Below are 14807 nucleotides of genomic sequence, written 5' to 3'. Positions count from 1 at the left end.
CGTCGAGGACCCGTCCGCGGACCATTCCCGCCGTGCGCTCCCACACCCCGGCCCGCGGCCCCGGCTGGCGGCCGGCCCGGGGCGCCCGGGTGGTGGTGGACCACGCCTCCCTGGCCGACGAGGGGAAGCTGATCGCGGGCGAACTCGGCCTGACGTACGCCGGGCAGAGGAAGGACGTGCGCTCCGGCGACCTGCGGCTGGCGCTCGGCGGGGGCGGGAGCCCGGAGTCGTACACCATGACCGTGCGCGACGGCCGGGTGACCATCGAGGGACCGGCCGACGCGGGCGTCTTCTACGGCACCCGCACCCTGAAGCAGGCGGTGCGCGGCGGCGGTACGGCCCCCGAGGGCGTCGTGAACGACATGCCGGCCAAGCCGCGGCGCGGCTTCATGCTGGACATCGCCCGCAAGCCGTTCACGGCCGACTGGATCGAGGACCGCATCCGCGAACTGGGCGATCTGAAGTTCAACGAGCTGGGCCTGCACTTCTCCGACGACCAGGGCTTCCGCATCCAGTCCGACACGCACCCGGAGGTCGTCTCCCGGAACCACCTCACCAAGGCCGAGGTCAAGCGGATCGTCGACCTCGCCGCCAGCCGGCACATCACCGTCGTCCCCGAGATCGACTCGCCCGGCCACCTGGGAGCGGTGCTCGCCGCCCACCCCGAGCTGCAGCTGCGCAACGCGCAGGGCGTGGCGACCCGGGGCGCGATCGACATCTCCAAGGAGCAGGCCGCCCGGATCGTCGACGACCTGCTCGACGAGTACGCGGACCTCTTCCCCGGCAGCCAGTGGCACCTCGGCGGCGACGAGTACCAGGCGCTGACCGTGCGCGACCCCGAGGCGTCCTACCCGCAGCTGGCCGCCGCCGCGAGGAAGGCCCACGGCCCCGGCGGCACCGTGGCCGACCTGGCGACGGGCTGGCTGAACGACCGCGCCGCCACCGTCCGCAGGAACAACCGCACCCCGCGCGCGTGGAACGACGGCTTCTTCCGGAACACCTCCGTACGGCCCGCGGAGGACATCGTGGCCGCCTACTGGACCGGCAAGGAGATAGGCGCCCGCCGGCCGGTCGAGTACCTCTCCGCCGGCCGCAAGGTCCTCAACTACAACGACGAGTTCCTGTACTACGTCCTCGGCGAGCCGAATGCCTTCGTCTACCCGACCGGGGAACGGATCTACGAACAGTGGACCCCGCGCGTGCTGCGCGGCACCGAGGCGGTGCCCGCACGGTACGACGCGCAGATCCTGGGCGGCTCGTTCGCCGTGTGGTGCGACCTCGCGGACTCCCAGACCCAGGACCAGGTGGCGGCCGGCATCCGCATGCCGCTGCGGGCGACGATCCAGAAGCTGTGGAACCCCGGCAGGCCGGAGCTGTCCTGGGCGGAGTTCAAGGCGCTGGCGGACCGGCTGGGCTGACGCGGCCCCGGCGGCACGACTGGCTGAAACCCCTCTGCACCGCGCGTGGCCGGAATCTTTTCCTCCGCCGTTACCGCTCTCTGTCTCGACTGTGCGTGATCGCCGTGTGACACTACCGGGCGATTGCACACCGTGAGGGAGAGTGCGGGCTCCGTAGGGGTCGGGGTCCCACAAGGAGGCGGAAATGAGCCTGGTGGAACTGATCGCGCAGGCCGACGAGCGCGGACTGGCCGCCAGCGGGCTGGCTTGTTTGGATCGGTGCATACCGCTGCTCGGCGGCGACGACGAGGTGCTGCGGCCCCTGTGGGGAAGCCTCGCCGACGGTTCCTCCGAGGGCGACTGGGCCGAACGGCTCCAGCAGGTGCGCGAGGCGCTGGAGGCGGCCGACGGGGAGGCGGCCGCCGAGGGCGGGGCCGCCGAGGACGAGGCCGCGCAGCTGGCCCGCCGGATGCTGGACGCCGCGCCGGCCACCCGGTCCGCTCCCGAGGTGCGGCAGTGGGCGGACGCCTGCTCGGTCGCCTCGCTCCAGATCCACCGGCTCCTGGACCCGGCCGAGGACACGACATCGGTCGACTCCTGCCGCGAGGGCCGTACGGAGGACGCCTCGCCGCTCGTCGCCGCCGAGCTGCGCCGGCAGATCACCGTCCTGGAACTGCTGGCCGGGCACGGCTCCGCCGGACTCCGCCAGGCGCTGGAGGTCTCCACCGAGGGGCGTCGCGTCCTGCGGGCGGTGGTGTCCCGCAGGGCCCGCAGCCGGGTGTGAGGCCCGGACCGTGGTCCGCGGGGGCGCCCCGGGGTGCGGCGCGGGAGCCCTGCACCGGTGCCGCGCCGGGTGCGGACGACGGGAGAGCGGCGGGAGGAACAGCGGGGGGAACGACGGAGGAGCGGCGGGAAGAACAGAAGAACAGCGGGGAGAACGGACAGGACGCGCTCTTCCGGACGGGACGAGACGGGACGGGACGGGACGGTGCGGGGCGGGACGACGACCCGGCGGCGGACCGGGCCGTACGCCGTCACCGGGCCGGTGCGCCGGACGGCGGGCACCCCGGCGGTGAGAGCCGAGCCCGCGACTCCGAGCGACGGCCGGGGATCCGGGTGAGGGCCCGGTCGGGAACCCGGCCGAGGAGACCCGGCGCCGCCGTGGGCCGGGGCCGCGCGACCGCTTCCGCGGCCGCCGTGCCGGGGCGTCCCGGGCGAGCGGGGAACGATGTGCGCGCAAAGGGCCTCTGACGAGCTGTGACGTTTCCGCGGAAGCCGACGCTGATGACCGTGGGGGACGTGGACACGACCGGACGCGCAGGGGTGCGCATGTCCGGGGACTCGCTACGGACGAGGACGGTTCTTGGGCCAGGGAGGGGAACCCCGTCGCGCGCAGGCGTACGACGGGGAGCTGGGTGAGGCCGTCGCACGGGCCCAGGAGGGCGACGAGGAGGCCTTCGCGGTCGCGTACCGGATCGTGCAGCCCGGACTGCTCGGATATCTGCGCGGACTCGTCGGGGACGACGCCGAGGACGTGGCGTCGGACGCCTGGCTGGAGATCGCCCGCGACCTCGGCCGGTTCCGGGGCGACGGGGCGGGCTTCCGCGGCTGGACGGCGACCATCGCCCGGCACCGGGCGCTCGACCATCTGCGCCGGCAGCGCGCACGGCCCCGGGGCACCGCGCTCGAACAGGACGTCCTGGAGCTGCCCGGCCCGCACAGCACCCACGACCAGGCCCTGGAGTCCATCACCACCGAGCAGGCCCTCGCGCTTCTGGGGCGGCTGCCCCGCGACCAGGCCGAGGCCGTGCTGCTCCGGGTGGTCGTCGGCCTCGACGGCCCCGCCGCGGCACGCGTCCTCGGCAAGCGGCCCGGCGCGGTGCGCACCGCCGCCCACCGGGGACTGAAACGGCTGGCCCGGGAGCTCGGAGCGGGAAGCGACGGGGAAGCACGAGGGACACAGGGGACACGGGGCGCACGAGAGGGGCGAGGGGGCCGGCCGGCCGGATAGGCCCCGCCAGGGCGAACCGCGGCGACAGCCGGGGCCGCCACCCCCCACAGGAGAGACCCCGGCTGCCGCGCGGTGCGGGCCGTGCGGCGGCCCGTACTCCCTACAGCGCCGTGCGTACGCTTTCCGTCACACCTCGCTCTCACCCGGTCCGGTTGCGCGTTGTACCGTCATGGACGACAGACGGTTTCCGGCCCCGGCGTGCCGCCGCATCGGGTGGGGGACGGGCATGAGCGCCGCGAACCGTCGGCGGCCGCACTGCCGCAACGATTCACTCGATCACTTGAGGAACCACGTGCAGGGGGACGACGCGGAGCTGACCGCCGCGGTGCTTGCGGCACAGGACGGGGACGAGACCGCGTTCCGGACTGTGTACCGCGCCGTGCATCCGCGGCTGCTCGGATACGTGCGCACGCTGGTCGGCGACTCGGACGCCGAGGACGTGACGTCCGAGGCCTGGCTGCAGATCGCCCGCGACCTCGAGCGCTTCAGCGGGGACGCCGACCGCTTCCGCGGCTGGGCCGCCCGGATCGCCCGCAACCGCGCGCTCGACCACATCCGGATGCGCGGACGCCGCCCGGTGATCGGCGGCGACGAAACGGAACTGGCCGGCCGGCCCGCGCAGTCCGACACCGCGGGCGAGGCCATGGAGGCGCTGGCCACCGGCAGCACCCTCTCGCTCATCGCCCGGCTCCCGCAGGACCAGGCCGAGGCCGTCGTCCTGCGCGTGGTCATGGGCCTGGACGCCAAGGCCGCCGCCGAGACGCTCGGCAAGCGGCCCGGTGCCGTGCGCACGGCCGCGCACCGCGGTCTGAAACGGCTCGCGGAGCTGCTCGGCGACGATCCGGAACTCCCCCGCACGCTCGACGCGCTGCCGCCGCAGCGGAAACCGCGGGGCCGGGCGGTGACGTCCGCCGGTGTGACGCAAATACGCGCCCGGACGCAGAAGGGCATGTGATGGCCGACGAGCAGTACAGGTGGCTGGACCGCGACACAGCGGAGCGGCTTCTGCGCGGAGAGCGCCTGGACACCGTCGACGCCACCGTCCAGGACCAGGCCGAACGGCTCGCCGAGGCACTCGGGGCCCTCTCCGCCGAGCTGTCCCCTCCCGCCCCGGCCGACGCCGAACTGCCCGGTGAGGCCGCCGCGCTGGCCGCCTTCCGCACGGCACGCGCGGAGCGGGCGGCGAAGCGGGCCGGCACGGGGGCCGCGGCCCGTGACACGTCCGCCGGTCCCGTCGACGCGGGGCTCGTCCGCATCGGCACGTCCGTGCGGAGCGCGGGCGAGCGCGCGCGTGCCGGGCGTGCGCGCTGGACCCGTCCGGTACGTCTCGCGCTGTCGGCCGTGCTGGCCGCCGNNGACCGCGCCCCGGGTCTCCGCCCCGGCCGGGGCGACCCCCGGACGCTCGCCGGGCCCGTCCTCCTCCGGCGGCACCGCGAGCGGTGGCCCGGACACGGCGGCACCCGGTGGCGCCACGGCCGGCACCTCGGACGGCGACGCCCAGGACACCGAGGGCGACTCCGCCGCCACCTCCGAGGCCGCCTCCGGCGTCACCCCCGGCCGTGGCGCCGCGGGCCCCGGCGGCGCCCGGGACGGCGCCGCGGACCGGCGGGGCCGTCTGGTCTCGGCCTGCCGTGATCTGCACGACGGCAGAAGCCTGGGCGCCGACCGCAAGCACGCCCTGAAGGAGGCGGCCGGCGGCTCCGCGCAGGTGTGGAAGTACTGCAAGGGCGTCCTGAAGTCGGCCGACGGCCGGGCCGGCGACACCGACGGCGGGAACCGGGACAAGGACCACGACGGCGGCCGTGAGGGCAAGGGCGGCCAGAAGGGCCGCGGCGGCCAGGGCGAGCAGGGCGATCAGGGCGACCGGAAGGGCCCGGGCGGCCGGGGCGAGGACGAGGGCGGTCGCAGAGGCGGTCCCGGGGACGGTCCCGGGGACGGCCCCGGAGACGGCAAGGGCAGGCAGCGGGGCGGCCAGGGGGACGACCGTCCCCGCGCACGGGGCGTGGCCCTTCCGTCCATGGCTCCCGCCCCGGGGCCGCACAGTCACGCGTTGTCCGGCGCCCCCTTGTGACCTGCGGTTTTGTCATCCATGCGACTTTCTTCCGGCAAGGTGTGACGTTTTTGGCGGCCGCCGCGCAGTAAGGAGTGAGCCGACTGGTCATCGGCTGTCGCACCGAGCCGGGGTTCCCCCCGTACCCGCGGCTCGTGCATCGGCGCGGGTGGGACACGTTCCCCCGGTCCCGCCCGCGCCCTGTTCCCCGCCGTTTCCGCTGCTCCCCGCCGCCGTCCTCACCAGTGCACGACGACCTTGTCGCCGACCCGCACCTGGGCGAACAGCTGTGCCATGGCCGCCTCGTCCCGTACGTTGACGCACCCGTGCGAGCCTCCCGCGTAGCCGCGGGCCGCGAAGTCGTAGGAGTAGTGCACGGCCTGGCCGCCGCTGAAGAACAGGGCGTACGGCATCGGGGCGTGATAGAGCGTCGACACGTGGTGCCGTGATTTCCAGTAGACGCGGAACACACCCTCCCGGGTGGGTGCGGACGAGGTGCCGAACCGCACCGCCATCGTCGAGACCGTCCGCCCGCCGATCATCCAGCGCAGGGTCCGGCTGGTCTTGTCGATGCACAGCACCCGGCCGGTCAGACAGCGCGGATCGGGCGGGCCGGCCGGCTGCCCGCCCATCCGGTACAGCTCCCACTTGCCCGGCTCCCGCGTCATCCCCAGCAGCCGCTGCCAGGTGACCGTGTCGGTCCGCCCGGTCCGCGGCAGCCCGCGCTTGCCCTGGAAGCCCCGGACGGCCCGCTCCGTCAGATCGTCGTAGAACCCGGTGGGTCCGTCGTGCAGCCAGTCGACCTGGCGCAGCCGGGCCTGGAGTTCCCGCACCCCGGGGCCGCTGTCGCCCGGGGCCCACAGGACCTGCGCGACGGTGCGGGGCGGGACCGGGCCCGGACTCCGGGCCGCCCCCGCGCCCCCGCCGGGACCGGCGGACGGCCGGGAGGACGGGACCGTGACGTGCACGGGGGAGCCGTACGTGCCGTCCGGGCCCGGAGGCTGCATCGTGCAGCCGCCCACCGCGGCCAGGACCGCGACCGCGACGGCGGCGACCGCTCTTCTCCTGCCCCCGGTCCGCATGGCGCCCCCCGCTGCCTCCCCGGTGTCCCTCCCCGGCGGTACACCGGATGTCTCCCCACACATGCCGGACGACGAACCACGGGGCAGGGTGGGAGGCGGACGACACCGGGACGGACGACGGGAACGGCTCACCAGGAGCCTGTCGGGAGCTCGAGGAGAGCTCGACGGATGTGCGCAAGGCTGTGAGCAAGGTCCCAGCGTGGGGCGCTCCACCCGGAGCACGGCCGCCGCTACAGTCCGTGGCGAGGGTCGACCGGACCGGTGAGCAACTGGTGAGCGACTGACGGGCAAGCGGGAGAACCAGGACGGGGAGGCACACACCATGGCGCGCGAGTCGGAGTCCGGACTGCCCATCGAGCCGGTCTACGGGCCGGACGCCCTCAAGGACTGGGACCCGGCGGAGAAGCTGGGGGAGCCGGGGGCGTACCCGTTCACCCGCGGTGTGTACCCCACGATGTACACCGGCCGCCCCTGGACCATGCGCCAGTACGCCGGCTTCGGCACGGCCACGGAGTCCAACGCCCGCTACAAGCAGCTGATCGAGGCGGGCACCATGGGCCTGTCCGTCGCCTTCGACCTGCCCACCCAGATGGGGCACGACTCCGACGCGCCGATCGCGCACGGCGAGGTCGGCAAGGTGGGCGTGGCCATCGACTCCATCGACGACATGCGGGTGCTGTTCGACGGGATCCCGCTGGACAAGGTGTCGACGTCGATGACGATCAACGCCCCGGCCGCACTGCTGCTGCTCCTGTACCAGCTGGTGGCGGAGGAGCAGGGCGTGACGGCGGACAGGCTCACGGGCACGATCCAGAACGACGTGCTGAAGGAGTACATCGCGCGCGGGACGTACATCTTCCCGCCCAAGCCCTCGCTGCGGCTGATCGCGGACATCTTCAAGTACTGCCGGGCCGAGATCCCGAAGTGGAACACCATCTCGATCTCCGGCTACCACATGGCCGAGGCCGGTGCCTCGCCCGCGCAGGAGATCGCCTTCACGCTGGCGAACGGCATCGAGTACGTGCGCACGGCGGTCGCGGCCGGCATGGACGTCGACGACTTCGCGCCCCGTCTGTCCTTCTTCTTCGTCGCCCGCACCACGATCCTGGAGGAGGTCGCCAAGTTCCGCGCGGCCCGCCGGATCTGGGCGCGGGTGATGAAGGAGGAGTTCGGCGCGCGGAACCCCAAGTCGATGATGCTGCGCTTCCACACGCAGACGGCGGGGGTGCAGCTGACGGCCCAGCAGCCGGAGGTGAACCTGGTCCGTGTCGCCGTCCAGGGCCTGGCGGCCGTGCTCGGCGGCACCCAGTCGCTGCACACCAACGCCTTCGACGAGGCGATCGCGCTGCCCACGGACAAGTCCGCGCGTCTGGCCCTGCGCACGCAGCAGGTCCTGGCCCACGAGACCGATGTGACCGCCACCGTCGACCCCTTCGCCGGGTCGTACGCCGTCGAGCGGATGACCGACGACGTCGAGGAGGCGGCGCTGGAGCTGATGCGGAAGGTCGAGGAGCTCGGCGGCGCGGTCAACGCCATCGAGCGCGGCTTCCAGAAGCAGGAGATCGAGCGCAACGCCTACCGCATCGCCCAGGAGACCGACTCCGGCGAGCGCGTGGTCGTCGGAGTCAACCGCTTCCAGCTGGACGAGGAGGAGCCGTACGAGCCGCTCCGCGTCGACCCGGCCATCGAGATCCGGCAGGCCGAACGCCTGGCCAGGCTGCGCGCCGAGCGCGACCGGACGGCGGTCGAGACGGCCCTGTCCGCCCTGAGGAAGGCCGCCGCGGGCGAGGACAACGTCCTGTACCCGATGAGGGAGGCCCTGCGGGCGCGGGCGACGGTGGGCGAGGTGTGCAACGCGCTGCGGGAGGTCTGGGGGACCCACGTGCCGAACGACACGTTCTGACCCGTACCGGGCGAGATGCCCCCCGCACGTGCCGGGGCGGCGCGTCCCGCGAAGGGCCGTGGCCGCCCGCCCGGGGCCCGCCCGGGGAGGGTTTCTGGCGGGAAGCCCGGACCCGGGGTGCCGTGTCCGCCGTGCGACACTCCTTGCCATGTTCGGCGTCGTGCACCTGCCCACCTATCTGGCGGGACTCGTCCTCATCGTCCTGCTGCCCGGGCCCAACTCGCTCTATGTGCTCTCCGTCGCCGCCCGGCGGGGCGTCCGCGCCGGGTACACGGCCGCGGCGGGGGTCTGGTGCGGGGACACCGTGCTCATGACGCTGGGGGCGGCCGGGGCCGCCTCCCTGCTGAAGGCGAACCCCGTGCTGTTCGGCATCGTGAAGTACGCCGGTGCCGGATATCTGGCGTGGATCGCGGTCGGGATGCTGCGGGCCGCCCGGGAGATGTGGCGCACCCGCCGGGAGCGGGCCCTGGAGGAGGCGCAGGCCCCCGGGGAGACCACACGGGAGGCCGCCGGGGAGCGGCCGTTCCGCCGGGCGCTGGTCATCAGCCTGGTCAACCCCAAGGCGATCCTGTTCGTCGTCGCCTTCTTCGTGCAGTTCGTCGACCCGGCCTACCCCTACCCGGCCCTCTCCTTCGTCGTCCTCGGCGCCTTGCTCCAGCTGGCCAGCTTCCTCTACCTCAGCCTTCTGATCTTCAGCGGTACGAGGCTCGCCGCCGCCTTCCGCCGCCGCAGGCTCCTGTCGGCGGGGGCGACCTCGGCGGCGGGCGCCCTGTTCCTGGGCTTCGCGGTGAAGCTGTCGCTGGCGAGCGCGTGACCGTGTGCCCGGACGGCCGGGTGACCGCGTGAGCGTGTGAGGGCGGCCGCGGGGCCGCCCGGGACGGGGGGAGTGCACCGGTCGTCTGCCGGGAAGCGGGTGCACCGGTGGGACGCGGCGGCGCCCGGCCCACCGGCCGGGCGCCGCCACGGGCTCCGCTCCCGCGTCGTCCCTGTCATGGGTCGCCCCTTCCGGGGCACGCCTCACCTCTTCCGGGAGGCGCGCCGTACCGCTCTGCGCACCCTGCGCAGGGAACGGTCCACCCGGACCCTCGCGCGTGCCCGGGGGCGGCTGCCGGGAAGGCCGAGCTCGGCCAGACGCGATGCGGGGAAGTAGGGGGCGGGGCAGTCGGCCAGATGGCGCCGCAGCCAGTTCGCCGTCGGCTCCCGCAGCCCCGGATACGTCCCGGGCTGCATGCAGAAACCGATCGCCCGGACCAGCGGCGGCAAGGTGTCGGGAGCCGCGCCGACCAGGGCCGGGGCCTCCGCGCGCTCCAGGTCGGGCACCAGGTGGTCGATCACGGCCAGGGGGACGCGGTTGCTGTTCGGGTAGGGAGTGAGACGCTCCATCACCAGCGCGGTCCCCACCCGGGCCACGGGCACGCCGTAGTAGGCGGAGGCGGTCACCATCGCCGTCGAGAAACAGCCGGCGACCAGCGCGGGACGGCAGTGGTGGTACAGCGTCTCGGCCAGCAGCGGTGCGTCCAGCACGGTGAGCCGGACGCCCGCGTCCGCCGCCGCCCTGCCCAGCGCCTCCGAGTAGCCGGCGGGGGCCGTCGGATGGGGCTTGAAGACCACGGACCGGTGCCCGGCGCGCACGGCCCCGGTGAGCATGCGGACATGGAGGTCCTCCTCCTCCTGCGCGCTCAGAATGCCGAGCGCCGCCAGGTACTGGCCCAGGAGCACGGCCGTCGGCTCCTTGGCGAGGACGGGGGCCAGCCGGGGGTCGTCCGCCGCGTCCCGGGAGATCTCGTCGAGCACGCCGCGGAACGCCTCGTCCGGGACGATCTCGGGCTCGACGCCGTACTCGGACAGCAGCAGCGGCCTCAGACCGGGGATCAGGTCGAGATGGAGCAGCCGCCGGATGCGGCGCGCGACGGTCAGCGGCAGTCTGTCCCGGGTCGGGCCGTAACTCATGAGGCCGTCGGCGTACACATGGACGGTGCTCTCGGAGAAGATCGCCGCCAGTGCGCGGGCCGGGTTCACCTGGATCGACTCGACGGCGAGTTCGACCCGGTCCCGTGCGTCGATCCCCCACAGCAGGCGGAACGCCCTCTGCCACAGCACCGTGTCGTTCCCCCGCGGCCCCCAGGTGCTGGGATGGTGGGGTCTGATCGCCTCGTTCCAGTCGGCCACCGAGTCGAACCGGGCGGCCAGGCGTGCGTAGCCGTGCATCCTCTCCAGACGCAGGGCCGTCTCCGGCACGGCGGCGTTGTGGGAGAGCAGCAGGATGCGCCGGACCCCGTCGCGCGGGCCGAACAGGCCCGCGTCGAGCGCCGCGGCGAGGGTGGCCGCTCCGTAGAGGGTCGAGACCTGGAAGATCTGGGTCGTGCGAGGCATGGGTCAGGCAGCCCTCCGCCCGTCGCGCAGGCGGCCGAGCAGCCTGCTCCGGGTGCTGTCGATGGTTCTGAGGGTCTCCTCGAGCACCTGCTCGGGCATGCGGTGGAGCGCGGCCCGTGCCTCACGCCGCAGCCGCCGGGCCGTCGAGGGCTCGTACTCCTTCGCCTTGCCGAGGTGGAAGGCGATCATGGCGCAGTAGGTCCGTACGGCCTTGGGGAGGAAGCGTTCGCCCTCCGGGTCCTTGCGCAGGTCCCGCAGCAGCATGTCGTACGCCGGGATGAAGTCCAGCTGACGGGAGTCCCTGATCCGGGTGAGCGAGGTCGCGACGCCCCGCCGGTAGAACACGCCGTGCAGCCCGAGGGAGGCGTACGTCCTGGCCCGCAGATGCAGCCGCCAGATCCACAACCGGTCCTCGGCCGTGCGCAGTTCGGTCGCGAAGCGCATGGCGCCGTCCTCGAAGAGACGGCGGTGGTAGATCCCCGCCCAGACGAAGGGGTAGTCGACCATCGTCTCCGTGTCGGCGGGCGCTATGCCGTCGCGCGGGTCCATCACGAGGCCCCGCACCGGGGCCGGGGGCCGCCGGATCACCCGCTCGGTGCCGGTGACCCGGACGTGGTCGGTGCGGGCGAAGTCGCAGCCCAGTTCCTCCATGGCGGACACCAGGGCGGCGAGATGGCCCGGCCCGTACCAGTCGTCGCCGTCCAGAAAGGTGAGGAACTCGCCGTTCGCCGCGTCGATACCGCTGTTGCGCGCCTGGGCTATGCCCATGTTCCTCTCGTGCCGGATCACCCGGGCGCGGGGAATTCTCTCGGCCCAGCGGTCGACCGTCCGCGGCGTGGAGTCCGTGGAGCAGTCGTCGACGAGCAGGAATTCGAAGTCGGGGCGCGCATTGACGGCGAGGCTGCGCAGAGTGCTCTCGGCAAACGCTCCCACATTGTGCAGGGGAACGACAACGGACAGTCTCGGCACGAGGGCCTCTCACGCTCGAAGCTCGAAGATCGGGGATGGAGAACAGGCTAACGACGGCGGCGGCGGGGGCAGTGTCGTCCAAGGCGCGGGAAAATGAATTCTGGCCGAATCGGCGATGAATTCCGGGCGTCCGGTGTCCGTCCGCGGGTTTCCCGGAAGGCGCCGGGGACCGCCCGGCGGTTTCCCCGGAGGGCCTCCGTGTGCCGTACGCCCCGCCGCGGCGGCCGGGCGACCGCCGCGGCTGCCGGCCGCCGGCCGCCGGGAGCGGCGTGGGCCGTGCGGGTCCTCAGCCCCGCACGGCCTTCCTCAGCGCCCGGGCCCGCCGCGCCATCCGCCGCGCGGCGGGATGGCGGGACAGGGACGCCAGCTGCTTCGGGACGCCGCCGGGAAGCCCCAGCGAGGTGAGCCGTCCGCGCGGGAAGTAGCGCTGGACGTGCGGCCCGGAGTGCTGTGCGAGGTAGCGCTCCGCGGCCGGGCGCAGGGACGGGTGGAGCCGTGGCCGCAGGGTGAAGCCGAGCGCGGTGACCAGGTCGTTCAGCGCGTCGGCGTCCAAGGCGGCCCCCTCCTCGCCGGCTTCCAGGGGCGGCAGCACCGCGTCGGAGAGGACGGCCGGGACCCGGTTGCCCTCCTGGTGGGGCCGCAGCCGGCCGAGAAGCTCCCCGGTGCCGGTGCGGGCCACCGGCAGCCCGTAGAACACGGACGCCGTGAACAGCGCGGTGGAGCAGCAGCCGACGACCAGCGCGGGCCGGGCCCGCTCGAAGAGCACCTCGGCGAGCACGGGCGGGTCCGGGACGACGAGGTCCGCGCCGAGCCGGCCGGCCTCCGCCTCCAGGGCACGGCCGCAGGGAACCGGCGCGGTCGGGTGCGGTGCGAGGACGACGGTGCGGTGGCCGCGCGCGACGGCCCCCCGCAGCATCCGCATGCGCAGCTCCTCCTCTTCCTCGGGGGAGAGAAGGCCGGGGGCGGACGGGCACGGGTCGAGCAGCAGCGCGGCGCCGTCCGGCGGGGCGGGCACCTCGCCGGCGGCCCCGGACAGCTCCTTCACCACCTTCAGGAAGGCGGACGCCGGCACCGCGCGCGCCGGCACGTCGAACTCGCTCAGCAGCATCGGCCGCAGGCCCGGCACCAGATCCAGGTGCAGCAGCTGCCGCACCCGTGTGCCGACCAGCGGGTCGAGCCTGTCCGGCGTGGGGCCGTAGCCCGTCAGGCCCTCGGCGCAGGCGTGGACGGGGGCCCCGGTGAACAGCCGGGTCACGGTGAGGGCCGGGCCGTCCTGGAGGGACTCGACGACCAGCTCCACACGGTCGTCGCCGAGCCCCCACAGCAGCCGCAGATGGCGCTCCAGGAGCGGGATGTCGTCGGGGCGCGGCGTCCAGGACGCCGGGTGCAGGGGACTGATGACCTCGTTCCAGGACAGCAGCTCGTCGAAGCGGTCGCGCAGCGCCGCGAAGCCCGGCATCCCGTCCAGGGAGGGAGTGGCCTCCGGGATCGTGGCGGCGTTGAGGACCAGCAGCACACGCCGCTCGGCCCGGGCGAGGCAGCCGGACTCGGCGGCGGCCGCCAGGGTGACGGCGCCGTGCGGCGTCGAGGCGCAGAAGATCTGGGTGGTCCGGGACATCAGGCGGCCTCCCCCGCCGTGGTGATCCGGCGGCGCAGCCGCCGCAGCCGGGTGGCCCGGCGCAGGTCCATGGCCTCCAGCACCTCGTCGAGCGTGTCCTGCGGCATCCGCCTGAGCGCCGCCGCGCTCATCGCCCGCAGCCGCCTGGCCACGGCCGGTTCGAACGTGTCCTTGCCGGCGAGGTGATGGGCGATGACCGCGCAGTACGTCCGCACCGCCTTGGGCAGCAGCCGGCCGGCGTCGCGGTCCGCCGCCGTCTCCTCGAGCACCTGGTCGAAGGCGCGGATGAAGTCGAGCCGGCGGGCATCGCCGATCCGGGTGAGGGAGGAGGCGACCCCGCGCCGGTAGAACACGCCCAGCAGACCCACCACGGCGAACGACTCCGCCTCGCGGTGCAGCCTCCAGATCCACGGCCGGTCCTCGGCCGTGCGCAGCCCGTCGGTGAAGTGCAGCAGGCCGCGCTCCAGCAGCCGGCGGTGGTAGACGCCGGCCCAGGCGTACGGGTAGTCCACCGAGGTCGTCCGGTCGGCGGGCAGGATCGCGTCCCGCGGGTCCAGCACCTCGTTCCGTCTGCCGACCGGGGCCCGGTGCACGGACCGGGCGCGGCCGGTGACCCGCACATGATCGGTGCGGACGAAGTCGCAGCCCAGCTGCTCGATGGCTGCGACCAGGTCGGTCAGATGTCCCGGGGCGAGCCAGTCGTCGCCGTCCAGGAAGGTCAGATAGTCGCCCCGTGCCGCGTCCAGCCCGGTGTTGCGCGCGGTGGCGAGCCCCTTGTTCCGCTCATGGCGGATGCAGCGCACCCGGGCGACCTGCGAGAGTTCCTCGGCGGCGCGTTCCACGAGCGCCGAGGTGCCGTCCTGGGAGTGGTCGTCGACCAGAACGAACTCGAAGTCCGGCCGGGCGTTCGCACGAAGGCTCACCAAGGCGTCCGAGGCGTATTGCCGGACATTGTAGAACGGGACGATCACGGAAAGTCTGGGCACGCGCGAAATCCTAGGAGGCCGTCCGGAGCCGGGAATTTCCGACGGGGATACGGCGGGTGAACGCCATGCGGCGAAACGGTGTCCCGCGCGTACGTCCGGGAATTCCACGGGCCGGTTCGATTTCCGGTGGGGTGTTGTTCACCCTTCGTTGACGCACGGTTGGGCCGTTCCTGGAAATCGCTTCCTAGCTTCTCCGGCGTGCCAGCCAGTGCGAAGAAACCCCTCAGAGCGGCGGTCCTCGCGGATTCCGACACCCGGTGGAAATGGGGCGCGCTCACCGCGCGGCGCATCGCGCCGCCGGGCCCCGGACGTCCGAAGGACCCGGCCGGAGCCGGCGTCCGCCTGGACGGATATCTGCTGCGGGGCCGCGCCACCCCCACCCCCCGCCAGCTCGGCGAGGCCGGCGTCCGCGCGGACT

12 protein-coding genes are annotated in these 14807 nt (G+C 73.9%); 7 read left to right on the top strand and 5 right to left on the bottom strand.

What is annotated here, in order from left to right; translation table 11 throughout:
* From CCN35_RS11735 to CCN35_RS11720, 4 genes are all read left to right on the top strand, one after another.
* Nucleotides 1-1418: beta-N-acetylhexosaminidase (locus CCN35_RS11735; protein WP_245863124.1), on the top strand; the 1418-nt coding region annotated here is incomplete at its 5' end.
* 184 nt (nucleotides 1419-1602) lie between these two features.
* Nucleotides 1603-2181 (top strand): hypothetical protein, encoded by a 579-nt coding sequence (locus CCN35_RS11730; protein ID WP_067394465.1) that lies wholly within the window; start codon nucleotides 1603-1605, stop codon nucleotides 2179-2181.
* A 579-nt stretch (nucleotides 2182-2760) separates the two neighbouring features.
* On the top strand, nucleotides 2761-3408 hold the full coding sequence (locus CCN35_RS11725) for an RNA polymerase sigma factor (protein WP_067394463.1): 648 nt from the start codon (nucleotides 2761-2763) through the stop codon (nucleotides 3406-3408).
* Between the two features lie 292 nt (nucleotides 3409-3700).
* Nucleotides 3701-4363 (top strand): RNA polymerase sigma factor, encoded by a 663-nt coding sequence (locus tag CCN35_RS11720; RefSeq protein WP_086792524.1) that lies wholly within the window; start codon nucleotides 3701-3703, stop codon nucleotides 4361-4363.
* Between the two features lie 1334 nt (nucleotides 4364-5697).
* Here the strand turns inward: CCN35_RS11720 and CCN35_RS11705 are convergent.
* Nucleotides 5698-6540, bottom strand: a complete 843-nt coding sequence (locus CCN35_RS11705; protein WP_067394453.1) for a L,D-transpeptidase family protein — start codon at nucleotides 6538-6540, stop codon at nucleotides 5698-5700.
* Between the two features lie 322 nt (nucleotides 6541-6862).
* Between CCN35_RS11705 and CCN35_RS11700 the strand changes: the two genes are divergently transcribed.
* Both CCN35_RS11700 and leuE read left to right on the top strand, forming a co-directional pair.
* The gene (locus CCN35_RS11700; protein WP_067394450.1) at nucleotides 6863-8443 is read left to right on the top strand and encodes an acyl-CoA mutase large subunit family protein; all 1581 of its coding nucleotides are present in this window, start codon (nucleotides 6863-6865) and stop codon (nucleotides 8441-8443) included.
* A 148-nt stretch (nucleotides 8444-8591) separates the two neighbouring features.
* Nucleotides 8592-9257 (top strand): leucine efflux protein LeuE, encoded by a 666-nt coding sequence (gene leuE / locus CCN35_RS11695; RefSeq protein WP_067394447.1) that lies wholly within the window; start codon nucleotides 8592-8594, stop codon nucleotides 9255-9257.
* 203 nt (nucleotides 9258-9460) lie between these two features.
* On the opposite strand, the gene CCN35_RS11690 is transcribed toward leuE, so the two are convergent.
* From CCN35_RS11690 to CCN35_RS11675, 4 genes are all read right to left on the bottom strand, one after another.
* On the bottom strand, nucleotides 9461-10816 hold the full coding sequence (locus CCN35_RS11690) for a polysialyltransferase family glycosyltransferase (protein ID WP_067394445.1): 1356 nt from the start codon (nucleotides 10814-10816) through the stop codon (nucleotides 9461-9463).
* Between the two features lie 3 nt (nucleotides 10817-10819).
* Nucleotides 10820-11785: a glycosyltransferase family 2 protein gene (locus CCN35_RS11685; protein ID WP_067394442.1), complete on the bottom strand. Its 966-nt coding sequence runs from the start codon at nucleotides 11783-11785 to the stop codon at nucleotides 10820-10822.
* Nucleotides 11786-12071: 286 nt separating this feature from the next.
* On the bottom strand, nucleotides 12072-13403 hold the full coding sequence (locus tag CCN35_RS11680) for a polysialyltransferase family glycosyltransferase (RefSeq protein ID WP_086792517.1): 1332 nt from the start codon (nucleotides 13401-13403) through the stop codon (nucleotides 12072-12074).
* On the bottom strand, nucleotides 13403-14389 hold the full coding sequence (locus tag CCN35_RS11675) for a glycosyltransferase family 2 protein (protein WP_067394428.1): 987 nt from the start codon (nucleotides 14387-14389) through the stop codon (nucleotides 13403-13405). The genes CCN35_RS11680 and CCN35_RS11675 overlap by 1 nt, the downstream gene beginning before the upstream one ends.
* A gap of 198 nt (nucleotides 14390-14587) precedes the next feature.
* On the opposite strand from CCN35_RS11675, the gene CCN35_RS11670 reads away from it, so the two are divergent.
* A partial coding sequence (locus tag CCN35_RS11670; protein ID WP_342748593.1) for a DUF6716 putative glycosyltransferase occupies nucleotides 14588-14807 on the top strand: 220 nt, incomplete at its 3' end.

The sequence above is a fragment of the Streptomyces thermovulgaris genome (genome assembly GCF_002155915.1).
Classification (GTDB): domain Bacteria; phylum Actinomycetota; class Actinomycetes; order Streptomycetales; family Streptomycetaceae; genus Streptomyces; species Streptomyces thermovulgaris.
This window is presented reverse-complemented; position numbering and strand designations above follow the sequence as displayed.

What these genes read in the sequence shown, in the direction of transcription:
- CCN35_RS11730 (WP_067394465.1), top strand. Translation starts at nt 1,603, where the DNA reads ATGAGCCTGGTGGAACTGATCGCGCAGGCCGACGAGCGCGGACTGGCC.
- CCN35_RS11705 (WP_067394453.1), bottom strand. Translation starts at nt 6,540, where the DNA reads ATGCGGACCGGGGGCAGGAGAAGAGCGGTCGCCGCCGTCGCGGTCGCG.
- CCN35_RS11700 (WP_067394450.1), top strand. Translation starts at nt 6,863, where the DNA reads ATGGCGCGCGAGTCGGAGTCCGGACTGCCCATCGAGCCGGTCTACGGG.
- leuE (WP_067394447.1), top strand. Translation starts at nt 8,592, where the DNA reads ATGTTCGGCGTCGTGCACCTGCCCACCTATCTGGCGGGACTCGTCCTC.
- CCN35_RS11690 (WP_067394445.1), bottom strand. Translation starts at nt 10,816, where the DNA reads ATGCCTCGCACGACCCAGATCTTCCAGGTCTCGACCCTCTACGGAGCG.
- CCN35_RS11680 (WP_086792517.1), bottom strand. Translation starts at nt 13,403, where the DNA reads ATGTCCCGGACCACCCAGATCTTCTGCGCCTCGACGCCGCACGGCGCC.